This window comes from Candidatus Hartigia pinicola (assembly GCA_020541205.1).
In the GTDB taxonomy this organism is placed as follows: Bacteria; Pseudomonadota; Gammaproteobacteria; order Enterobacterales; family Enterobacteriaceae; genus Hartigia; species Hartigia pinicola.
The window spans coordinates 1277459-1304125 of sequence record CP048208.1 but is presented as its reverse complement, the minus strand read 5'-3'; the positions used below and the strand labels follow the sequence as shown (position 1 = coordinate 1304125).

Here is a 26667-nt window from a genome sequence, read left to right as displayed (position 1 = left end):
TTAAATTCATAGAATTTTTATTTTCATGAATCAAGCTAATGATATGATAAATATCACTCAAAACTCTTTCACTGGTATTATTGCTATTTTTTGAAATATTATTCATGTATAAAAATTATTTTTTGTTGAAGCTAAATTTTTGATAACTAAATTATGTTAGTTCCATGCACTGTATCTATACTCTTGATGATTTACTAAATTTATAAGAACGATTGTTATTTTAGTGTTTTATTTAACACTAATAATAAGTTTATTAAACCTCTAATTTAACATATTTTGGAGTCAATTAGTTCTAATTGCAATAATTTTTTGAAGTGTGAAAGACTGTTATCAGTAAAGAAATTATTTTGTATAAGCATGATGATAGAAATTATTTTAAGAATATACAAAAAAATAAAATATACTATATATGCATTTCTATTAATATCTGTATTTTAAGTTTTTAAGTAATAAAAAATTTATTTATTTAAATATTGATTCTTAATATTCTTGATATAAATTTATTTCATTTCTAAATTAGAGAGAAAAATAACGTTTTAAACATTTCTAATTTAGTAATAGCAAAAATTTTATTACTAATAAGTGTTACGTTAATTCTGTTTATTATACAAAATACTATTTATATGTTTTAAAATATATTATCATATTATTTTAATAAAATATGTAATGACATATTAATTTGTATGTAAACTGTTAGTATTGTATCAGTTAATTACCATTAAAAAAATAAATTATTTTGTTTTTTAGCTCTTACAGCCGCTTTGATGATTATAGAAAAAGTATCTGCTTTAAGTGAAGCTCCACCGACAAGTGCTCCATCAATGTCTGGTTGATTAAATAATTCAGCAGCATTGTGTTCATTCACTGAACCTCCATATTGAATGGTCAATTTTTCAGCAATAACAATATTTTTATTTGCGATATATTTACGGATAAATTCATGAATTCTTTGTGCTTGCTCTGGAGTAGCGGATTTACCTGTACCAATAGCCCATATTGGTTCATAGGCAATTACGGCTTCTCGGAACCCTTCTACTCCAAAAGTATTTAATACTGCATCAATTTGACGAGCACAAACGGCTTGTGTTTTACCCGCTGCCTTTTCAGATGCGTTTTCACCGATGCATAACACAGGAATTAAACCGATCTCTTTTAATATTGAGAATTTTTTAGCGATACACTCATCATGTTCTTTGTGATAAGTTCGGCGCTCTGAATGGCCAATAATGATATATTTTGCACCAACATCTTTAAGCATTTGTGCTGATATTTCTCCTGTAAATGCGCCTGAAACATTTGTATCAACATTTTGTGCGCCTAATTCAATAGGACTACCTACAATAGCATGTTTTACTTGGCTTAAGTAAATAGTTGGTGGCGCGATAACTATGTTACAACCATTAATCTTAGTAAGTTTTTTACGCAGAACCGTAATTATATTATGCACCATCGTGGTACTGCCGTTTAATTTCCAGTTGCCTATTACTAATGGATTTCGCATGTTTTATTTCCTTTTTAGAAGTTTTAAATTATTTTAGGTGTAGGTGTAATAATACTTAATCATTACTTTTTTAGTATACGGATGATTATTATTATGAGTTAGGACTTGCTTGATAACACTACATTTCTAGTTGAATTAGTTCAAGAGCAAAAGACAGTATATTCTATTATTACTTTTTATGACAATATAAGGTAGAAATATTTAACTGATGTCTTATCTATGTATTGTATGTGTAATATGTGTAAGTTTATTGAATATTAACGTCAGATTAAAATGTGCATTTCAAGAAATAGTTTAATAGATTATTTAATCAGGGACATAATATACAGTACTTGATAAATTATTGATTAATTTTAATTTTTTATTATTTTCTATCGAAATAACACCAGACTCAAACTTTTCTTTTTTTTAATTTTACATGCATAGACAGAAGAAAATAAATACTTGAGTTTATTTAAAATACACTCTAAATATAAAATGTAAAAATCTTTCGGATTCATAATTACTGTTTATTTATATAAAGTTTCTTATCGGTTTTTCAGTGACATCAACCATGAAATCTTAAAGTTGTAAAATGATAAGCGGTGACTTGGCAGTCTAACTAAATTAGTATATAATATTCTTAGGTAATATTAAAATTTTTTCGAATTTGATATGTAGAAAAATCAAGATAAACAGAACTATAACAATCTTTGTTGAACGCAGTGCATATTTTTATTTTTAATGATTTTTTGATTTTTAATATTGTAGCAGGGATAAGATGTGATAACATTACGACAATGGGCTTTTTCTTTTAAAGGAAGAATTGGACGACGCCCATTTTGGGCAGGTATTGCATTATATTGTATTTTAATGATGACTATTTTATTATTTTATAATACTTTTTCTTTACCTAATTTTGTCGTGATTGTGATATTCATTTTTCTATTATATCCATTAACAGCGATTTTTACAAAACGTTTACATGATAGAGGAAAATCAGGTGGGTGGTTTTTCTTAGTTATTCTTGCTTTTATATTTTTCATGATGGATGTTAGTCAATTAGACTTTATTTGGCAGTGGGGAATTGGACGTTTTCTGCCTCTGTTCATAACTATAATGATTATCTTAGATTGTGGAACTTTTGTAGGAATGAATTCTAAAAATCAATATGGTAACAAAACTCAGTTAGTAAAGTTTATTATCTAACAAGCCTATTAAATTTTAAGTTTATTCAATGTTTAAAATGGTATTTTTTATATCTACCATCTTTATCAAACGAGATGAAAATTATAATATTAGTCCAGAAATATTTTAAAAAATGATATTTATCAATTTGTTTCTAAAAAAATCAAGACTCTCTAGGAAGTTAAATTTTTATGAATGATTTTATCCATAGCTGTATAGCACTAAAGATTGGTCCTTGCTTGTGGATATACTTTTAAGGAATCTTTCCAGAGAGTACAGTATATTACTATTTTCAAATCTTTTAAAGAGAAGCTCATGAAAATGGAGTAAAGTTTACTAATATAAAGGTTTAAAATATAGTTAACTAAATTTTTTTAATTAGTAGTTAAAATACTAAAATACTGGAGTAATGCTTAATGTGAAAGCATCAAGAATGCAGATATAGTTCATGAAAAGTCTATAATGTAAATAAAAAGTTTTAATTATTAAACTCATATTATTGTATAGACGATTAAAAATGACCCATTTAAAATGCAGTCATTATGATTTTAATATTATACACCACAAATTTTCTTAATAGTTTAAGTTGGTATAATATATCACTATATGATTGAGTAGAAAATCTTTCTAAATATTAAGAAGAATCGCAATAAGCTCTATAATGCTGCTTCAAAGTATTCATCGAGTATTGTTTGTTTTTGGATTTTTTTTGATTATATTGAAAATAAACATTAGTTAAGTTATATTGAGTTGATAATAAATACATCTATCTTAAATTTTCATATTATAACTAAGAATGTAGTCATGGATTTTGAAAATATCGATTAGCATATGATGAGAAATAGCTTATGGTAGTATTTATGGTAATAATTAAGTTAATCCTTGTGGTATCAATCTGTTGCATCACAGGCTTGCTAAATAGTTACCAATATTTTTCGCTACTGACATGACCTGGTTTACGACGTAAGTGCTTATCCATTGCACGTGTATTTTTTAATACATTAAGTGTATCTTTTAGCATTTCTGGATTGCCACATAACATTACGTGACTATTGTTAGCATCCAGTGATACTCCAGCTGCTTGTTCTAGCTCGTGACTTTTAATCAAATCAGGTACTCGTCCATATAATGACCCTTCGCATTTCTCACGGCTTACGACTGTAATCAAGTGTAATTTTTTGGAAAAGTTTTTAGCTAGTTTCTGTAATAAGGGTAAATAACTTAGATCTTTTTGATAACGAACAGCATGTAAAAGAATGATTTTTTCAAATCGTTCAAAATCTTTACCTTCTTGTAAGATGGATAAAAAAGGGCCAATAGCGGTACCTGTTGCAAGCATCCATAAATTTTTGGATGTGGGAATTGCATTTAAAACAAAGAAACCTGCCGCTTCGTCTGTAATTTGTAAAGTATCACCTACGCTTAATTTGGCAAGTTTCGGGCTAAGTATGCCATTGGGTATGATGACGAAGTAAAATTCCAGGCGGTCATCACTTGGTGCGTTAACATAAGAATAGGCGCGTTGAATACGTTCTCCATTAACTTCTAATGAAATTTTCGTGTACTGACCTGCTGTAAAAGGCTTAATAGGGGCATTAATAATAAGACTAAATAAAGAATTAGGCCAGAATTTAGCTTCGACGACTGTTCCAGTAACCCACTTTGCCATATAAATTCCACTTGTATTTTTTAAGTTTGTAGATGAGATTAGTTAATATTAAATCATTTTAGTATTTTCGCTTATCGATAATGTGTTTTAGTATATTTTTCATATAAAGATTTTATATTAACGTTAATATATAGTTTTTGATATAATCAGTGTATAATATTGACATTACTTAACTTATTAAATAGTGTTTTATATTGAAAACATGAATTTTTTCTCTTAGCGATTTAATAATAAAATTAAATTTTAATCAATTTTTCTATATTAGCTTTCTACATAAAGTACTTAATGATTACTTTAACTCTCTATGAAAAATTTTATGTTATTTATTTTCAAAAATTTAATGAATTTTTGTTTGTAAAATAATTTAGTTTAGAAGGATGCAAATAGAAATCTAGTTAGATATATCAGCATTCTAGCTATAAAGAATTTAACTAAGATATAATCTTATGGTAAATTTTTGAAAATAAATTATAATTTTTATATTTAATATACAATCGTAAAATTAAAAAGAAGTATATAAAATTCCTAAAAGCTAGGTAAAGTTGTTTAGATTAAGTAATATGTTAAGCTGCATAATAATACATTTAATAACCTAGTGAATAAATAAGCGTGAGACATAAAGATTATGTGGCTTGTAGGCGGTCCCATGTCCGCTATAAAACTATCAAAGGTAATGTAAGAAAAACGCAAGGATTGATAATAAAAACTATTATCGTTTTTTTTTGTACTTTTGTTTTAATTATTAGTAGTTTACTTTATGGAACTTATCATCAAAAAAAAGAACTTAAAAATGAAAAAGCATATATTCTTCTTTCGCCAGGTAGAACATTACCACCGAAACCTAAAGAACATTGGCGATATATCAAGGAACTGGAGCATTGTTATGTTGATATTCCGCGAATTTCACAAAGGAGTAGAATTAATGACAAAACTTTTTTTATCAATCTGACTGATTTTTTTAGAACAGCGTCAATTTCTTGAAAAATTGATTTTAATATACTTAACCAGTAATAAACTTGAAAAAAATGTTTATAATTCAAAATTTAACGATCATTTACAAAAATGATTAATGAACAAATTAAACCTGTAAAACAATCAGTAAATCTACACACAACTTTATCTGTTGATATAAAATCAGAAAGATGTATTAGAAACCTCTTTCATTAAAACGAAGCGTAAAATAAAAAATCAAACCCAATAATATGTTACCAAAAAAAATACTAACGCGCTGTGATTTTTTTTCGTGCTATAGCATAAGCAGAATCTATTCGCACAATACTAGTTTTTCTGGAATGGAAAATTGAATTACTTTGGGCGATATCTTACATGGTATTGTTCTTGGTTCTTATTTCAATTAAACAGTAGAAAAGATAAGTTATAATGTGAATAGTGTTGGTGTTGTAGATTGCATTCTTCGTTCTTCAGGGGTTGAAAAACATCCATTTCTCCCCCATTTATTACTTTAATGTATTATCGAAAGATGTTATTTCAAGTTATCGATGAGAAAAATCGGCGACTCGAAACATAAATACCTTGCATTTTTTTCGAATAAACCAGGGGATAACTTGTGACAACAATCGTAAGTGTTCGTCGTAATAATCACGTCGTAATTGGTGGCGATGGACAGGCGACGATGGGCAATACCGTTATGAAAGGTAACGTCCGAAAAGTACGTCGCTTATATAACGAAAAAGTTATTGCAGGATTCGCCGGTGGTACCGCAGACGCATTCACACTTTTTGAACTTTTTGAGCGTAAGCTTGAATTACACCAAGGCCATTTGACGAAAGCAGCTGTTGAACTCGCAAAAGATTGGCGTACTGACCGTATGCTGCGTAAGCTCGAAGCATTATTGGTTGTTGCTGATGAACATACTTCTCTTATGATTACTGGGAATGGTGATGTTGTTCAGCCAGAACATGATTTAATTGCGATAGGTTCAGGCGGCCCATATGCACAATCTGCTGCACGTGCTTTACTTGAGAATACTACATTAAGTGCACGAGAAATCGCTAAAAAATCGCTCAAAATTGCAAGCGATATCTGTATTTATACCAACCATAATTTCAATTTTGAAGAAATTTCTTCAGAATTATAAGGATTTCTAGTATGTCCGACATGACTCCTCGTGAAATAGTCATCGAACTCGATAATCATATTATTGGCCAAAATAAAGCTAAACGCTCTGTTGCAATTGCTCTACGTAACCGCTGGCGTCGCATGCAGTTATCTGAAGCATTGCGTTGTGAAGTCACCCCAAAAAACATTCTAATGATTGGTCCAACTGGTGTTGGTAAAACTGAAATCGCTCGTCGTCTTGCAAAATTAGCGAATGCGCCTTTTATTAAGGTAGAAGCAACAAAATTTACTGAAGTTGGTTATGTCGGTAAAGAAGTTGATTCTATTATTCGTGATTTAGCAGATTCCGCGATCAAGATGGTGCGTCAGCAGTCTATAGAAAAGAATCGTGAACGTGCAGAAGATCTTGCAGAAGAACGTATTCTTGATGTATTAATCCCACCAGTAAAAAATAATTGGGGACAATCTGAATCTGTTGATGATCAATCACCAACACGTCAATTATTTCGTAAAAAATTACGTGTAGGACAGCTTGATGACAAGGAAATTGAAATTGAAGTCGCAGCTTCATCAATGGGTGTGGAAATTATGGCTCCTCCAGGCATGGAGGAGATGACTAATCAACTTCAATCTATGTTTCAAAATCTTGCAGGACAAAAACAAAAAGTTCGCAAGATGAAAATTAAAGAAGCTTTTAAACTCTTAGTTGAAGAAGAAGCTACTAAATTATTGAATTTAGAGGAGTTAAAAGAGAAAGCTATTGAATCTGTTGAACAACATGGTATTGTGTTTATTGACGAATTTGATAAAATTTGTAAGCGATCCACTCAAACATCAGGTTCAGATATTTCACGAGAAGGTGTACAGCGTGATCTATTACCCTTGATTGAGGGCTGTACAGTTTCAACTAAACACGGTATGATTAAAACAGATCATATCTTGTTTATTGCCTCTGGCGCATTTCAAGTATCTAGTCCAGCTGATTTAATTCCTGAATTACAAGGTCGTTTACCAATCCGCGTTGAATTACAAGCGTTAACAACAGAAGATTTTGTACGTATTTTAACGGAGCCAAGTGCTTCTTTAACGGAGCAATATAAAGCTTTGATAGCAACAGAAGGAGTAATTATTGAATTTACACCTGACGGTATTCGTCGTATTGCAGAATCTGCATGCCAAGTTAATGAGTCAACTGAAAATATCGGTGCACGTCGTTTACATACTGTTTTAGAACGTTTAATGGAAGAGATCTCTTATGATGCGAGTGAATACAATGGACAGTCTATTCAAATTGATGATGAGTATGTGAAACAACACTTGGATCTTCTAATCGCTGACGAAGACTTAAGTCGTTATATTTTATAGAGTTATTTTTTATTATTTTGTTGTTCTTAATACTTATTATATATTATTAATATAATTCTTAATTAAGTCACTGTACATCCATATCTCTCAGTGACGATAGACTTTTATTGCATTGCAAGAATTAAATGTTATTAAATTTTAAGTGTTAAAATATAACGATATTAACGTAACGAATTTAAATGATCGCGCATATAGAAATTTGGAGATCGTGTATAAAATATTTTAAATTATAGAGATCTCATATAATATATTTATAAAATATTAATTTGACATTTAAAAATTTAGTGATAGCAAAGATAATAAATTTTCAAAATGATTTAATAAGTTTGTTTATCTTTATTAATCCTCATTAGTATGAGTTAAACCGCATATGTACTGTTGTGATTATGACTGGTTTTTCATAGGGTATATTTAATAAAGATGTTAAATGATAAATAGTCTGCGTAACCTGTATTATAGATGACTTATTCTAAAGTATCTTCAAACTAAGCAAATAATTTTAAAGATGTCATCAATAATCAATGCAATGATATATATTGACTCTGTGTAAAGTATATTAAAAAATTTCAAGAGGTTATAAATTTTCATATTAGTTTAATAGTCACTATCGCTGAAATTACCTATACTGAAAATATAAGATTTTATTTTAATTTTAGCTTGATCTTTTTGTGTTTAATCTTCTTTAATGAATTAAATGTTATTAATTTTGACTACGTAAACAATATGTTCAATATTATAATAAGGTTAAAGAATTTAAAATAAAATATCTGTTTCCTATCTTTGAAACGTTTAAATCTGTCATATCTGATTATTTATTTTCTCGAATGTTCTTGGTATGTTTTAATTGATTTTTTTATTAACAGAATGTATTCAGTCTTTTTTTCTGTAGTTTTAATGCTATTTCATAACATTTAATGCGTTCTAAATTATTTAAAATTAAAAGTATGTGTTAAAAGATTTAAAATATAATCACACCTTATTTATTATAAATATATTTTTCTCTAAGTTAGTATCTAGATAATAGTCAAATATTTTCTTATATTGCATTTAATATCTCTATATTTTCAGAGTAGATTTTATTAATTACTTTTTAAAAACTGATATTGCACTCACTGTTTTTGCAGTTTTCAATGAGTAGTTTTTTGTCATAGCGTCAGTTGTATTTTATATGATATTCAGCTTAATTTTGCATTTGAAATAATATATTTTATATGTTACATTAAATCAATTTTTTATTACTTAGATTATATTTAAATTATTTTAAATATAAATTTTATTATATATTCTGTTTTTAAAACTGTATAATATTTGTTAAGACAGTGTGGACGATTTAAAATTTATTTTTAATTTTTAATATTAGTGCGCTTACTTTATTTTTTTAGTTAGGAATTGTAATTAAAACATTTTTGAAAATAATGTTTTTGTATGATATTTATAAAAAAAGAGACATCTTAAATTCTGGTTAATTGGTATAGCGATATATAAAGTACTTATCGATACTTTCGTTTTTAGATTAATTTTTAATAATCTTTAGAAAATATATAATTTATAAAACAATATATTAGTAGATATCGTGATATAAATAATCTGAGTATTCAAATTATTCTTGTAATATATTTCAGTTATTATCATAGAAGTTGTTACTATAAATAATATTCTTTGTATTGTAATATTTATATCTTTTACGGTGATTGTTTATAAGTAAAGAATGATTTGTATCATTTTTTCTTAAGACCTGCTTAAAATCCAAGATAAATTGGATAAAAAAATCAGAAGCCTTTCATTATCAATAAACAAACAATAATTTCATAAAAATAAGGCAAAATATAATCTGTATTTTTGTTTGTTTTCAATTGTATTATTTTAATTTTTTGAAAAAGAGAGATGTATAATACTGTATATTGCATACTGTATAATGATAATTGAACAGTTATAGAGATATATGTAATTTAATATTTATTTAGTATTTGTAATAATAGTGAGAAGATTAATGTTAGATTGATTCACTGAAGGTGAATATTGAAATAGTTTCACAGTACCTCTAGATGTGTTGTTATTTTTTTCTATTTACTAAATCGATATTCAGTAATTGAATAAATAAGGAGTATATTAAAAGTATACAGTTGATTGAAGTATTCTATCTCAACTATCATATTTAATATTATGATATGTACTATTTGTGCATAATTTACTTATGTAATTATTATTTAATAATATATACCTTAAATGTGTCATTGATCTTTTATCTGATATTGCAGTGATAAAGATATTTATTTATTTGTTTGTGATGTTCATTATTATTTTACTAGAAGTGTTATGTAATAATTTTAATTTTTTTACCATTCAAATATCATCTAATTTTAGAAATTTTTTTATATATTATGCGTTTTTATTAGCTTTATACATATTATCAATCTTTATTGTATACATGATTACGAAAACTTTGTTTTAATGTTTTATATCATTGCTGATGTGAAATTTTGTTTTTGTATTTTTCACGCTTACTCAAATAGATTTTTCTGTATTTTAATAATTTTATAAAGTTTCAAAAGTAATATACTTGTTTCTTACTAAAAACTTACTGGGGAGTAAGTTATGTTAAAAACTATTTTTGAAGAAATTCAGTTTTTATAAAATGGCTTACATATATTCATTGTATGGTGTATGTCTTTAGTTGTTTATTAAAATAGTTTAATATATTTAAATATTTTAAGGTTCTTACACTTTCTTTGAGAGTCCTTTTATACTGATAATAGGTACAAAGATTACCGTATGAAAACAATATTTTGAATAGGCTATAAGCAGTTTATATTACGAGTCTACTTAAATTATATTACTTTATCTATTAAGGTAAGCAGTTTATAAGTAAGAAATAAATAAACTATTAAAAGTATATAAAATCTATGATTATAAATGGATTTAATTAAAATTTTTTGCTCGAAAATATTATAAAAATTTAGACCTCCTCCATTTTTCCGAGTAACCCTCGTAGACGATCTTGCCATGTTTTTTGCTCTTGTTTTAGTTGTTCATTTTCACGTACTAGTAACTCTGTACCTGATTTTAAGTTACTAATCTCTTGGATCAGTATACTATTTTTATCTTTTAATTTATCAATTTCCATTTGTAATAAAGTTATAGTATCGATTGCTTGTTGAACTTTTGATTCTAGTTTATTAAATACTTCAAAAGACATTATTCGTATCTCCCTTATAAGCTTTAAAGTTAATTGTAAATAGCATAATTCTTTATGTCTAGTGGCTTAATTACATTTTACTCGTTATGTTATTCTAAAACACGGTTAGGTCACATAATTTAGTTTGAGTATATGAACAGTTCTAGTTATTTTCTTTAGTTTTTTTTGATAATATGAAACATTTTTAATGTCGCTATTTCTCGGTATTGTAATAAGATAAATGAAAATTTATAATTTTCATTTGAATATTTTATCCTAAAAAATATTATAAAATTTTCATTTGTAATAAGTTACTAATCAACTTGACATGTATATCAAGTTTTATGTTGTGTAGTTTTTTTTACTTTAAGAAATAATAAAATCCAATAAAATATCAACATGAGACGTATATTTCTTGAGGAGTATAAATAAAAATGAATTGGTAAGGTGAGTCTGTTGTGTACATAATTTTATCGTTAGTAACTATTACTAATATTAATAAAAACTATACAATATTACATTATGTTGATAATGATTTTTATATTTTACAAAATTATCGTTAATCGTTTTATAATGAAGTTGTTATGTTAAATTTACCCTCTGAGTTTTTGTTTAGTTATTTCATTATTGCTGTCATGATCATTAGATATTTGTTTAGATTTTCTCTGATACTCATTACAAACTGAAGAGTTATTTAATGTTGAATTGTACGATCTGCGTATATTCATTAATGGTTTTTGTGAATTTTTTCGGATATACTTAAAATAGATTTATTTAACGCAGCATGATTTATTATTTTATAATTGATGTTGTGATAATATGAATAATCTTATGTTTAAATATTGACAATATTGTCAGTTTTAAGACTAATTATCGTTAACTAAAAAAATAGTTTTAACATTTTACATTAACTAGGAAGACAGCTGTGATATTATCAAGTATTTATTTTTACATTAACTTAATAATATTTTACATTCTAAAAGAATAACGTTAGATATTAATTTAAATTTTAATTTTCATAATGTGTGTTGTATTATAAGATAATCATAATATTAATTATAGGAATAAATAAGAAAAGATTTTTTTAATGATAATTTAAAAAATGAAAGCTATATTATCATTGTATTTCTATTATTAAGAAAATAGTATTTTATATTATATATGTGATAGTAATGTAGAAGAGATAATAACTAAAAAATCAATATGAGTTTTTAATGAAGTCATTTTATTTTAGTAAAATGAGAAATGGTCAAGTAATGTAGAGAAATCTAAAAGTATTTGAATAAGTATTAAGAATACAGTAAGTTATTTATATATATTAATTGAGAAAAATAGAAATATAAATACTTTAATATGTTGTGGTAATAGAATGTGAAATCTCACTCATGCATACCTTTAAATTCATTAAAATTTCACTTTTTTTACGAAGGTTATTCATAGGGTTTAAAATGTTGAAAGAAGTTCAAATCTATTTTTTAAACATCGTGATACGTCATAATCTGTAATGAATATATTTTATTATTTTCAGTATAGAGAAATTGACAGAAAATATTCGCGGAACCTAAACTATGTTTAGTATATTTTTCAACAACCCTGCTTGTACAGATATTATTGGGAGTATGTGCATTAAAAATATGTGATATATTTTCTATATTAAAATAAATATGATACAATATTTTAATATTAAACTCAATGTCAGTATTATATTTAATAGTTCTTGCATACAGTGGTATTCAATATTAGAAGGTAAGTATAAAACATAATGATCTTAGTGACTGTTGAAAAATATATCTTCCGGATAACATTTTAACATATTTCTTAAATAAATTATGCAAAATAAAATGAATGACATTGTATACTTCAGTTTATCACAGTAGTAAGTTAGAATTGTATTCTATGCTAATTTACAGATTTTTACTTAAACTGCAGAAATTTTTATTGATCAAATTTTGTCTGATGATCAAAATTATTTATTTATTCATATTTATATAAGTGATGATATATTGATATTAATTATGTAAATAACATGTGTGGATACATATATATCAAATATTTAGTTAACTTTAACAATTTTAATTGAAGTAAAGTATCGCATGTAGAAAATTTTAAATTATATCGGAATATTGTACAATATTTAGTGAAAAAATAAAACTTTAATACAAAAAAATAAACATCACTGACATCAATACGAATCTCAGTGTTAATCTATACTCTGTATAAACGACTGTATGAAAGTGCAATGTTAGTTTTATAAAAAATACGTTTTAGTAAAACTGTTACTTCTTTTATTAATTAAAATAAATATGATGTCTTATACAACTAATAGTCAGCCTCGTATCGTTAAGAGCTTAATTAATTAAATTTTAGTTTTTGATTATAAATTATAACAGGTGTATTCTAACACGTAGAAGAGTAAAATTATTGTAAGTATTAATCTTTATAGTTTAGTAATGACTTGTTGTGTAAATAATATTTAATCTTATTGGATTTTCTATTCTGTAAATAAATTTTAATCTAAATACTGGATGATCATTTATACAGTTTGCTGTTCTGGAATAAAGTATTTAACTCGTTCACAAATTATTAATAGACAATTGAGAATTTATATTAGTAATTTTAAAATACAACAAGATGATATTAAAATAATATATGATTAACATACATATATTAAAAGTGTATTTAGAATATTTTTTAAATATAATTATTTATACCTCCTCTTCAGTGGAGGGAAATTTAGAATAATGATATTAGTTGAAAATATTATAATACATTAAAGAATTCTTTCTTAGAAATTAAAATATATATGCTTCGTTAAGTCGATTGGGATGAGTTGCTTTATGTCTCTTTATGTTTTGAAAATTGGTTGTAGTGGAAATTTTCATTAGGAATTTTTTTAGAAAGAATAATGTATATTAGTATTTTAAACATTAAAAAACAAATTGCTAAAACAGAATCAGAACTACAGCTGTTTATGTGGACATTATAAAAATGTATTGGATGACATTTAGCACTAATACAGAATGTTAAAACTATTTTAGTATAATATATTTTTAAATTATTTAGTTACCGTTTTATATAGACAATAAATTTACTGCGTATAAACATAACTGTAATATAATTTCAACAGGCTAGGATTAAATAATATATACGATAAAGATTTGATCTTGATTCTGGAAGTTTGTAGTAAAGACTCGTGCCTTCATGGGAAAAACGATACTTTTATAATTTTAAGCACATGCATAAACGTTATTTATATACATAAAAATGTATTAGAAAATTTTAGCGATATAAGTAAAAATGTTTTAAATAATGTGTATTGTATAATGATACATTATCATTAACATAATACAATAAACTTAATATTTGTAATTTATTTTTCAAGTTTGTAACTGATTAAACATTTATGAGCATGGCAAAATAATTGTCCAATAGAAGAGCAATGAAAGATATTAGAACACACTGTTTATTGTGTAAATCTAGAATTTATTATTTAGTCTTTGCAGAGAACAATGATGCAAATGCTCTAAATAATAATATTAGCTGCTCTGAGTGCTTATTTTAGATCGATATGAATTAAGTCACTATTAATAACATAATCTGCAAATGAAGATATAATTTTTCTGAGTTAAGAATTTGACTCGTTGGTCTCACTGACTGATATGTTAGTATGTTACAATTGATTATCTAGTATTAAATAATAATAGTGTATTTTTGTGATTGATATGGCTACTATACTTAGTATAATAAAATGTAATATAATTAGTAATGCGTTGATATTTTTGCTTATTATTCTCTATTATTTGACACGATAAAATTTTTAAATGTTATTAAGAACTAAAAAATAAAATGATATTTAGATTATAGGTATCATCTTACATGGTATTCATAAAATATTAGATGACTATAATGATATGTATAAATATTTGTCGTATAGAAAACTGAGATAAATTATATGAAAGTATTAGTCACTGGCGGACTTGGCTATATTGGTAGCCACATTTGTGTAAAAATGCTACAGAAAGGAATACAACCGATTATATTAGATAATTTATCTAATGCTAACCCGGAAGTTCTAAATCGTATTGCAAAAATTACAGGAATTAAACCTATTTTATATAAGGGTGATGTACGTGATAAAATGATTTTATTAACTATTTTTTCTGAACATAAGATTAGCTCAGTTATCCATTTAGCTGGGTTCAAAGCGGTAGGTAAGTCAGTAAAACAACCCATTGAATACTATGATAATAATGTGAACAGCGCTATAATGTTAATTCATAGTATGCAGAAAATGGGTATTAAAAGCTTAATTTTTAGCTCTTCTTCCGCTGTTTATGGTGTTCCAAAACAGGTACCACTAACTGAAGCATCTAATATTGGATTGACAACTAATCCATACGGGACTAGCAAATATATAGTTGAGCGTATTTTAACGGACTTATATATTGCTCATGATGAGTGGTCGATTACGTTATTGCGTTATTTTAATGTTATTGGTGCGCATCAATCAAGTTTAATTGGTGAAGATTCTCAAGGGATACCTAATAATTTAATACCTTATATTACACAAGTTGCTGTTGGTCGTTATAAAGAAGTAATGGTTTTTGGTAAAGATTACCCTACTCCTGATGGAACGGGAATTCGTGATTATATTCATGTAATGGATTTAGCCAGTGGACATATTGCTGTATTAGAAAATGTTAGTCAAAAATCAGGTCAATATATTTATAATCTTGGTACGGGAAAAGGTATTAGTGTTTTAGAAATGATCGCTGCTTTTGAAAAGGCATCTGGTAAACATATTCAATATAAAATTGTTAATTCTCGTTCTGGTGATATTGCTGAATGCTGGTCTAGTCCAACAAAAGCATACGCAGAATTAGGTTGGAAAGCTCAATACTCTGTTCAAGATATGGTGAATCATAGTTGGCAGTGGCAGTCTCAGAATCCTAATGGTTATCAGAGTCTCTAAAGTATTTTTTCTAAAAATAGAAAGATAATAAATATTAAATTAATAAAATACTAGAAGGTATTTAAATATTTATTATTATCTTCTTAAATGTATTGAGTTTTTATTCGTTCAACGAATTTATAGCTCAGGATCTAACATTTAGATATCCTATTAAAGTATAAAATATTATGACTGTGTTCTACCTTAATGATATGATCAATAGTATTATAACAGATATTATTTGAAAATGCTGCCTTCATATCACTGTTATCTTATAACACACTTTTGATGTCTGTAAATAACGAAATTTCTTAACATTTCTTGTGATTATTAATAAAAGGAATTTACCGTATCAAGATTAATCATAAAAGTTCTATAATGTGTTAAAGAAATATATACTATTAAAGAGGTGTTGTAGTAAACAATTACTATTTATTCAATATCATTGAATGTTACGATAGTAATCTTCAAAAGATGAAAGTTCCTTTCATGCTTTTAAAGCTTCATAAATATGTCTTCAAGCGTTAATGTATATATTAGCCTTAACTTCTGACGTCGTTAAAACTTTTAAATAGTGTTTCTTATAATAAACACAGATGTAATTATGTAGATTACAAAGTTTAATAAATTCTGATTTCTATATTTTATACACAAAATTTTCGAAGGTCTATACTATTTAATAGAGAAAAGTTGTTAAATGTGAGAAAACAATAAAAATATTTAAATATTGACCTTAATTTTTAAAGTTAGTTTTTATGATCTTTTTATTATACAAAAAATATTAAAGAAGATCTTAAATTAATATTTATTTAATTAAAAAATTTTAAATATATTGATTCAGAAATAAAACAAATAATAATAAAGATTTTCATAAGGAATGTTTATCTTTATTTAATTGATATGTGTAAAATTAATTCTAAAAAGACAAGGTTTAGAAAAATCTACTGATCAAACTAATTAATTGTATAATTTTTAAAGATATTGATAATGCGATAATTTTTATTAGAATCCTATAAATTAAACGATTTTTTCTTATTGATTTATTTATGTGTTTCTAAACTTACAACACTTGACAAATTAGAATATTAATAATTAATAATTAATAATTAATAATTAATAATTAATAATTAATAATTAATAATTAGCTCAGATTATAATATTTGTTTTATTTGAATATTAATTTATTTTATTTTTAAATTTTATAGTTTGAAGAGCATCTATAACAATATTTGCTAGTAAAAAGAGGAAAAATATAATAATTTTATAAAATATAATTAAATTTATTAGATGTTTTTATAATCAACAGGATGTCTATAAAATATTTTACATCATAAACTTATCTTATAAAGTTTAGGTCAATGACCGTAATTTTAATAAAAAATAAGAAATTTACACTATTTTTTGAAAAAAATTAATTTATTATTTTTAAAATAATTAAAAATTTTTTCTTAAAAAGATTGTTATTTTATATCTTCTATGAAGAGAAAAGCATTAATATTACTTAATAATATATATTTTATTTTTTTTAAAAAAGCATTACTTTTATTTAGAAAAATAATTAATAAAATATGAATTTAAAATATACATTTATCATATATTAATAGTTTATTTCTAATACAATTAACACGAATTAGATTAGTTAATAACATAGATAGAATATTATTGATAATATTAATGTATTTTAATAAGTGATTATTTAGCGAACTATAGAAATATGATAGGTATGCATTTACATAAGTAATAAACTATAATTATTCATTAATTTAATAATTAAAATATTTGATAATATAAAGATATAATTTTAGAAACCGTTTGATATGATAAATAATCATACGATTCACACAACAATTAGATTGCTATAAAGTGTTGTAAATTACTTATTTAAAGATTTTTTCACTTTCTGAAGTATATGAATATTCAGATAATTATGAATATTCATATGATTTAATAATTACCGTTTTGATGGGCGTAATGCTGGAAATAAAATAACATCCCTAATCGTATGACTGTTAGTAAATAGCATCACCATACGGTCAATACCAATACCTAAACCAGCTGTGGGTGGCATGCCGTACTCTAATGCAGTCACATAGTCTTCATCATAAAAGATCTCTTCCTCATCACTGTCATCTTTTTGATGAATTTGTTTAGAAAAACGTTCAACTTGATCTTCTGCATCATTTAATTCAGAGAAACCATTACCAATTTCACATCCACCAATAAATAACTCGAAACGATCTGTAATAAATGGATTGTTATCATTACGGCGGGCAAAGGGTGAAATTTCTGCTGGGTATTCAATAATAAATGTAGGTTGAATTAAGTGATTTTCAGCAACTTCTTCAAAGATCTTATATTGAATTTTACCTAATCCCCAATTTTTGTTTATTTTAATCCCAATAGATTGCGCAATAGAAAGTGTTTTTTTTATGTTGTTAATATCATCGAAAGTAATTTCAGGGCAATATTTGCAAATAGCTTCTTGCATAGTTAATTTAGAAAATGGTTTATTAAAATCAAATTCTTGCTCACCATATTTTACTATGGTGTGGCCTAATACTTCTTGTGCTAATTTACAAAACATCTCTTCAATCAAATTAATGAGGTCATGGTAATTTGCGTACGCCATATACAGTTCCATCATAGTGAATTCAGGATTGTGACGTGACGACAAACCTTCGTTACGAAAGTTACGATTGATTTCAAATATTCGTTCAAAGCCACCAATAACTAAACGTTTTAGATATAATTCAGGTGCAATACGTAAGAACATATCAATATCTAGTGCATGATGATGAGTAATAAAGGGACGTGCTGATGCACCACCAGGAATAGATTGCATCATTGGTGTTTCAACTTCCATAAATTCTTTATCTGCCATAAAATTTCGTAATGCAGTTATAATCTTCGAACGTGCTATAAAAATGTTACGAGAATCATTATTTGCAATTAAGTCAAGATAACGCTGACGATAACGTGTTTCTTTATTTGTTAGGCCGTGAAATTTATCTGGTAATGGACGGAGTGCTTTTGTTAGCAAACTCAGTTTATGACAGTGAATAGTCAATTCACCCGTTTTCGTTTTAAACAAATGACCTTTTGCACCTATAATGTCACCTAAGTCCCATTGTTTAAATTGTTCATTATAAATATTTTCTGGGAAATCATCGCAAGAAACATAAATTTGAATTCGACCCCCCATATCTTGTAGTGTAGCAAATGATATTTTACCCATAATACGGTGATATATCATACGACCAGCTATGGCAACATTGATATTTAAATTCTTTAACTCTTCTGATGATTTTTTATGATATTTAGAATGAATTTTTGCAAATGTTAAGTCACAGCGAAAATCATTCGGAAATGCGACTCCTTGTTTCCGTAAAGAAGACAGTTTCTCTTTACGTTTTTTTAGTTCATTATTAAAATTGTAGGTTTTTTCAACACTTTTTTTTGCCTGAGACATTTTTCCCTCATAGGCCAGATTTGAGGCTAGCTTCAATAAATTTATCTAAATGACCATCCAGTACAGCTTGTGTGTTACGCATTTCCAAGCCAGTACGTAAATCTTTAATACGAGAATCATCAAGCACATAAGAACGAATCTGACTACCCCATCCAATATTTGATTTATTTTCCTCTCTCGCTTGTTTATCTGCTTTTTTCTTCTGCATTTCTAATTCATAAAGTTTTGCTTTCAACTGACGCTTAGCTTGGTCTTTATTTTTATGTTGCGAACGATCATTTTGGCATTGAGTGACGATATTCGTGGGAATATGTGTAATACGTACAGCAGATTCAGTTTTATTCACATGTTGACCACCTGCACCTGATGCACGATAAACATCAACACGTAAATCTGCTGGATTAATTTCAATATCAATATTGTCATCAACTTCAGGATAAATAAAAATTGAAGTAAAAGAAGTATGACGGCGACCTCCTGAGTCAAAAGGGCTTTTACGTACTAAACGGTGTACTCCTGTTTCTGTTCTTAGCCAACCATAAGCATAGTCGCCAATAATTTTAATGGTTGCTGATTTTAAGCCAGAAAAATCACCATTCGATTCTTCCATGATCTCTGTCTTGAAAGCTTTTGATTCTGCCCAACGAAGATACATGCGCATTAATATTTTCGCCCAATCTTGAGCTTCTGTGCCACCAGAACCTGCTTGAAAATCAATATAGCAATCAGAACTATCGTATTGACCTGAAAACATCCGATGAAACTCTAAGTTTTCTAACTTTACTTGAATTTGTTCTAAGTCTTTACTTGTTTCATGCAAGGTATGTTCATCATCTATTTCAATAGCAAGTGCTAAAAGACCTTTAATATCATCGATACTTTGAGTGAGTTGATCGAGAGTGTTAATAAAATTTTCAAGAGAAGAACGTTCTTTTCCTAGTAACTGTGCTTTTTGTGGTTTATTCCAAATATTAGATTGTTCAAGTTCTCTCTTAACTTCTTCTAGTCGTTCTTTTTTAACGGCGTAGTTAAAAATATTCCTTAGCAATAATGTTCGTTTAGAGAAATCTTGAATTTTGCTTTTTATTGAGTTTATTTCAAAAGTCATTTTCCATATCTTAATATTAGATTATTATATATAATAAATTCATTATACATCATCAATTATACAGGATTTTTTTAATATTTATATATTTGTTGCAATTTAACTAGTATAAATTTTCATTGTAAACAAAAATATTCAATGTTTGATAATAAATTGTATTCTTTCTTATTTTCTCATATTTTTTAATAAGACCTGTCTCGCTATACATCAAAATATACGTCACATTATTTTAGTATAGAGTTGCATTAAAAAATTAATAGAATTATAAAGAAGTTTAATCTGAAAGATAGATTTATTTAAAGATAGTATTTTTAATTATTCATTAAATATTTCTATGTATATAAAAGTAATTTCAATAAATTTTAAAATCGATTTGTATGAAGGTTATATTATTATGAATCTATATTTTTATTCTAATGTTTGACTTCATTGTATTAAGTATTCAAATACTGTCAAGTGATGACAACATTAATTTCAGATAACGTTAATTTATTATTGTTATAATAATTAAAGATATGCATTAAATATATGTTTTATAAATAATTATTTATAAGAAAATTTTTATAGATCAATTCTTTTATCTTTAATGTAAATTTATTATGTTTTAATTCACTTTTACTCTTAGTAAAACTCTTCAAAAAAGAAATGAAATCGTATTATCTTTTAATATTTTAAAACATGCTTAACTAACTGTTATAGTATAGTAACAAGACTGTTGCATTAACCTAAGTTTTAGAGATTTGATGTTTTAATATTTTTTGTATATGTAGAATCGTGTATTTAATGATATGTTCTGTTAATGTGTTATTTTATTATAATCAAGATATAATAACAGAATAATAGTATTATTTTTAATGTTTGATGTAATTATTTTAACATTATTTAAGATGATTTATAATCAGTATATGTAATTATATTATTAATATACTTTTGTTTTTATTCAGGAACATTAATGCCTTTTTGCTAAAGTTTTGTTTGAATTCAATCTCAAGTTTAGCGCACAGTAAGATAATGTGTTAATGAGTTTTGTGTATAAAATTAATATTTTAGTACATAGTAACTCAATATTTAACGTGTATATTATCAAGATGGTTTTGTTGTATTTAATGTACTAATAGTACATATTTAAAAGTGTTTTTAACGAAACAGGTAAGTTTAATTTTTGATATTTAAATCAATGCTGTTTTTCTAAAAATTAGTATTATTTAGTGAAAGTGCGTTCATTTATAACTGGTTTTATTAATTATATTTTAATAATATTATCTTAATAATTTGAATATTAAGGCATTTAATCTTTAGAAGGTGATTCTAATATAAATTAGTCATTATAGATATTAGGGTTAGTGATTTTATCTGTATTGAGTAAGATTGAGCGAATCAGTAGTTATTTGTCATAATAACTGTAATATCCAGTTGATTATCAAATTTAATATTTTTTATATAAAATATTTGATCAATCATTATGATTGGCTTGTTCTTGATAGTTATAAGCTGTTTGCTATAAGTTACGTTAGATATATCTAGTTTGACATTGGTTTTCTAGTATGTAATTTAAATTTACATAACTTATGAACCTGAAAGAAACAGAGTGCTACATTTTCATGAGAGCTCTATTGAAAGTGCAATCACCGAGATGATAATAAACCAATGATTTTTAATACGTTATGGAGTAATCTTAATAGATTTTAGTATTAAATTATATTCGATAACTTACTGTATAAGTAATCTAAGATTTGAATTGCGTCAATACAAGTAATATCCTGATTGGAATAAACTAGTGTAAAATATAAAGAGATGCTATTAAGACAAGTATATTTTAATTAATGATTTCTGATGTAATAACATCTCAATATTTATAATAATAGAGTATTTACTACAAGTATCTAAAATTGTATCTAGTACTAATAAATAACATAATAAGAATTAACTATCGCATATGATAACATAAGACGTCCAAGTCATTTTAAGTATAATCTTGTACTGCATAATATATTGATTAATAGCAACTGTAAGTGAATAATAACAACAACTTATAATATATTCTTGAGTATAGAAAGATGCAAGATAAAGAATCTCACTACTCGTGATTTAATTTTTTTAGTGGTATTTTAAGTAAAATATAGTAAAACTGTGATGATTTAACTAACGAAAAGATTAATGTATTTTTTTTATAGTAACTTCAAGTATAGTTTAAAAATAAAGAAATAATAAATTTCTAGACGCTTTAAAATAAGTATTTAATTGTTAATATTACTAATTTTTATAAAAGAGTACTTAAAAATTCACCCACGCTTTTGACTGAGCAATAAATTTTTCTTTCAATAAATATTTACTGTTATTGTCATGTAAGTAATTTTATTTAAAGTATGTATAGGATTTAATTTTTATTAAAGATGATTTTATATATTTAAATAAGAAGTCACACTTATTAGCTTATTGCTAATTTTGTTAGCCATATTGGCTAGAATTAAGTTAAAAAGTTAAAATGTACGTTTCCAATAATAATTTATTATCGTATCATTGTTTTGTGCATATTATAGGATATGTATAAATGTATCTTTTATCTTTTATAAAAAATTAAACATATCTACCAGAAAAATGTATGTAATATGTAAATTTAAATTGTGATTAAAAATATATTAAAGGCATGTTGTAGCAAGTGTAAGCCTAGTCTTTAGAGTTAAGACTTTTTAAGTAGCGAGTAACATTTAACACTATGTAATATCTTTAAAATATTATTTTAGCCTATAATATTCCTGGGAAATATAAGATTGCTAAATGTATTTTTTTTAACAGTCGTTGTAACTTTTTTTAAAAGATTTTTGTAAAGTGTAATTAATACTTTTTATTATTTTATTTTTTTTCCTGAAGTTAAGGACAATGCTTTTTTGCAAGTCAATATTAGAACATATGAGTTTTACTATTTTAGATGTGTGTGATTTTTATTTATAGATTCATCTTTACCCTGTTGTGATCTTGTAATTTTTAAATTTTATTTAGTATTTTGCTAAAAAGTCAGATAATTAATGATAGATAAATCAATTGAAATTAAGTATGTAATTGGATTTTGATAATATTTTGGCGAACCTTATGTATTGTTGATAATTCTTTAATATAGTAGCGTGTTATTATAATTATGTACTATATATAATATATACTATCTTTTATTTGTTCATCCTACCGCCTTTCTTTTTAATAAATTTTCATCTATTTCACTAGTGTTATTATACAAGTTTATAATCATTTAAAATTAATATTCTATTTTTAATATTGTTTATTTTACTGAACTTATATGAGGAAAATTTTTAGTTTTTAGTATGATTCATCTTTTGATTTCAGAAACGTTATTGAGCAGTTCAATATTTTTTTCAGAATATTTATCTATGCTCTTAATATTTTTCTTGCGTGTAAATCATTACAAGAGTAGCGTTAACAGTTCAAAAACTATTAAAAAAGAGACATTGATAAATATATTTAAATTTTATTCTAGAAGAATCACTAGAAGAATGCATGTTATTTCTAACGGTTTGTTTTTAAAATTTTAAAATGATTTTATACAGTATTTTAGATGATTTTAAAATTGTTAGAAAGTACGTTTAGTTTAATTAGAAACTGTTTCAGTATATTACGATAGTAACCTAAATATATTATAAAAATGTTGTTATTTCTAGATATTTATTTTTGTTTTTAAGAATAACAGCTTGTTAAATAATCTATTAAAAAGTTTTAGTTAACCAGATTTAATATTTTTATTCTAGGGTGTCAAAATTGTAGAGAGTATCGTTTGTATTTTTCTTCGTAACTCGTTAATAGACAGTAGAAATAATAATAGGAACGAAGATGATTTACTTTCTAGTTTATAACTCAACTGTAAAGATAGTGATCACCCTACTAGTTTACTGATAGATAGAGGAAAATTTAATGATTAACATATTGATAAAGATGAATATATCTTATTTACTGAATATTATATCTTAATATTCAGTTTACTATTACTACTATATAAATTATTAATTTTATTTATCATTAAAGTAATGCTTGATAGATTTTCTCAAAATGTTTTCTAATAGTGCTTAGAGTCTTAGTTGTAATGATTGATTAATAAAATTCACAGAGTAAAAGTTAAAAATTTATTGTTGAAATGATTATTATTTTTTCTATTTAAATGCCATCGTTTTCGTTTAACACCTTGTAATTTCTGATAAAAATAAAAATTTTTTACGATATTTTTTAGTCAGATTATTTTTATTGAATGAATTGTTAATATACAGACGTGTAATATTCAGTGTGAATTATGGATTTTAGGCATCGTAACCCTAATTATTATCAGAAAGGAAATAGTTATATAAAACTATTATATTCCAAAAGTTTAGGAAGTTTATTTACTAAATGTAAATAACAGTAGTATCAACTTAATATTAACTAGTCTTGACACATCAGAATATTAAGTTGATTCAATTATATTAAATGATTTTATTAAGAATTTACGCTATGTTTTGATTTGAAAAGATTAAAGTGTTCACTGCTAGATGGTGTTTCGTTCGTGCTTTAGTAATTTATATATTGCACCGATCGTTGCAATACTAATAAAGAAGCAATACATTTATCTATTTTGCTAAACTTACTTATGAGAATTTTGGGTTAGGTTAAATTTTTAGTGCTAATACTTGGTAGTTTTGATAATTATTAACTTCTTGATGCTCAAAGTGACTCGAATAATATTGTTTAAAAAATAAAGAAAGTATTGATCTGTAAAAGATAATTACTTTTTTAAAGTATTACATTAAGATTGATATAGCTTATTACTCCAACAGATACAGTTAAGGTATGTTCAATACATGTGTATGACTTCAACATTCTAGAGTGTTATAAAGTACTGTGAGGCACTTTCTCTTTAATCTTTATTAAAATTTATACTGCTGAATTCTTTATAGAAACGCATTTAGTTGTCTTTAAATTAGATTATATTACCATAAATATCTGTTTATTTTAGTATTTTTATTTTTTTTATTTGAGTACATTATTTTCATTTTATAGACTATCTTTTGATAAAATTGAAATAGTATTTTTTATTTTTCAATATAATGAGGAATACATACTCGTATCGGTTATAAAATGATTACTATGATCTAATATAAAGAATCAAAAAAATTATAAATTAAAACTTTGAATCAGTAATAAGTTATTATATTATTATTAATTTTGAAGGGGTAATTCGGTGTACTTATGTTTAATATTAAGTGTTGATAAATAGTAAAGCATTCTAATAATGATAATATAAAGTGATTTTCATGAGTATCAGGTTATTAAAATTGTCTTTTATAATTTACGATAGTAGAATTACAATCTATTAATATTGTAAAATCAGTAGTTTGATTTTATAGTAAGAAGGACGATAAAGATTTAATTATTCCTCTCCCTGAGAAACGTAGTTTTAAGTACTGCGTAAAGAATCAGAAGAAGATAATTAATAGATTTTTACTTTTTCATAACTAGAAGATAAGCAGTAATATAAGAGTGTATTCAGTTACTCTTGTGAGTTATTTTTGTTATGTAATTGTATGTCATTAAAAATGAGACTCGAGAGAATTACTTACATATCATCATGAAAATCTGTAACATCGCTACTTTCAAAGTTATATTTACCTTTTTTAAAAGGTATTTAACGTGATTAAGTTTTTATTTTTCTTAGTAGGTTATCAATGTTAATATTGTTTTTAATATTACATACATTATCATTAGTTTATTTCTTGGTATTGCGTAAAATATTGGTTCAGTGTGGATTTTGTGCATTTCATATTATAAAAGTTGCCATTCGTTATTAGTGTTAGTTTACGAGTATAGTAGAACAACGAGTGCTTTAGTACAGCATTTATCTTATATAAAATTTATACTATCATAATGAGTCTATTGAATGATCATTTATCATTTGAAGCTTAGTCTTTATATTTTACATGATCGTATCAAACGATTATATAAAATGGTGCCCAGGGCGGGACTTGAACCCGCATAGCCCTTACAAGCCGAGGGATTTTAAATCCCTTGTGTCTACCGATTTCACCACCTGGGCTAAATGTTGTAGGCGCGTCCCGGAGTCGAACCGGGCTATACGGATTTGCAATCCGGAGCATAACCGCTTTGCTAACGCGCCTTATGCGCTCTTTTTATTGAACTTAGACTAGAAAA

At 25.6% G+C, this 26667-nt stretch carries 10 protein-coding genes and 2 tRNA genes; 5 read left to right on the top strand and 7 right to left on the bottom strand.

Annotated elements, in window-relative coordinates; genetic code table 11:
* Positions 1–718 precede the first annotated feature (718 nt).
* On the bottom strand, positions 719–1501 hold the full coding sequence (gene tpiA / locus GFV14_RS02450; RefSeq protein WP_457914091.1) for a triose-phosphate isomerase: 783 nt from the start codon (positions 1499–1501) through the stop codon (positions 719–721).
* A 762-nt stretch (positions 1502–2263) separates the two neighbouring features.
* Here tpiA and GFV14_RS02445 point away from each other — a divergent pair.
* Positions 2264–2689: a DUF805 domain-containing protein gene (locus tag GFV14_RS02445; RefSeq protein ID WP_457914090.1), complete on the top strand. Its 426-nt coding sequence runs from the start codon at positions 2264–2266 to the stop codon at positions 2687–2689.
* Positions 2690–3590: 901 nt separating this feature from the next.
* Here GFV14_RS02445 and fpr read toward each other — a convergent pair.
* Entirely contained in the window at positions 3591–4337 is a 747-nt protein-coding gene (gene fpr, locus GFV14_RS02440; protein WP_457914089.1) for a ferredoxin--NADP(+) reductase, read from the bottom strand.
* Between the two features lie 609 nt (positions 4338–4946).
* Between fpr and GFV14_RS02435 the strand changes: the two genes are divergently transcribed.
* The 3 genes from GFV14_RS02435 (at position 4947) to hslU (ending at position 7781) form a co-directional block, all read left to right on the top strand.
* The gene (locus GFV14_RS02435) at positions 4947–5318 is read left to right on the top strand and encodes a hypothetical protein (RefSeq protein WP_457914088.1); all 372 of its coding nucleotides are present in this window, start codon (positions 4947–4949) and stop codon (positions 5316–5318) included.
* A 586-nt stretch (positions 5319–5904) separates the two neighbouring features.
* Complete coding sequence (gene hslV, locus GFV14_RS02430; RefSeq protein ID WP_457914087.1) at positions 5905–6435, top strand: ATP-dependent protease subunit HslV; 531 nt, start codon at positions 5905–5907, stop codon at positions 6433–6435.
* 11 nt (positions 6436–6446) lie between these two features.
* On the top strand, positions 6447–7781 hold the full coding sequence (gene hslU, locus GFV14_RS02425) for an HslU--HslV peptidase ATPase subunit (RefSeq protein WP_457914086.1): 1335 nt from the start codon (positions 6447–6449) through the stop codon (positions 7779–7781).
* 2956 nt (positions 7782–10737) lie between these two features.
* On the opposite strand, the gene zapB is transcribed toward hslU, so the two are convergent.
* Positions 10738–10977, bottom strand: a complete 240-nt coding sequence (gene zapB / locus GFV14_RS02420) for a cell division protein ZapB (protein WP_457914085.1) — start codon at positions 10975–10977, stop codon at positions 10738–10740.
* Positions 10978–14908: 3931 nt separating this feature from the next.
* On the opposite strand from zapB, the gene galE reads away from it, so the two are divergent.
* The gene (gene galE / locus GFV14_RS02415; protein WP_457914084.1) at positions 14909–15928 is read left to right on the top strand and encodes a UDP-glucose 4-epimerase GalE; all 1020 of its coding nucleotides are present in this window, start codon (positions 14909–14911) and stop codon (positions 15926–15928) included.
* 1930 nt (positions 15929–17858) lie between these two features.
* On the opposite strand, the gene lysS is transcribed toward galE, so the two are convergent.
* The 4 genes from lysS to GFV14_RS02395 form a co-directional block, all read right to left on the bottom strand.
* A complete protein-coding gene (lysS, locus tag GFV14_RS02410) occupies positions 17859–19376 on the bottom strand; it encodes a lysine--tRNA ligase (RefSeq protein ID WP_457914083.1) in 1518 nt (505 codons plus the stop codon).
* 7 nt (positions 19377–19383) lie between these two features.
* Positions 19384–20484, bottom strand: a complete 1101-nt coding sequence (gene prfB, locus GFV14_RS02405) for a peptide chain release factor 2 (protein ID WP_457914082.1) — start codon at positions 20482–20484, stop codon at positions 19384–19386.
* Between the two features lie 5978 nt (positions 20485–26462).
* Positions 26463–26551 (bottom strand) — tRNA-Leu (locus tag GFV14_RS02400).
* Positions 26552–26561: 10 nt separating this feature from the next.
* Positions 26562–26632, bottom strand: a tRNA-Cys gene (locus tag GFV14_RS02395).
* Positions 26633–26667 lie beyond the last annotated feature (35 nt).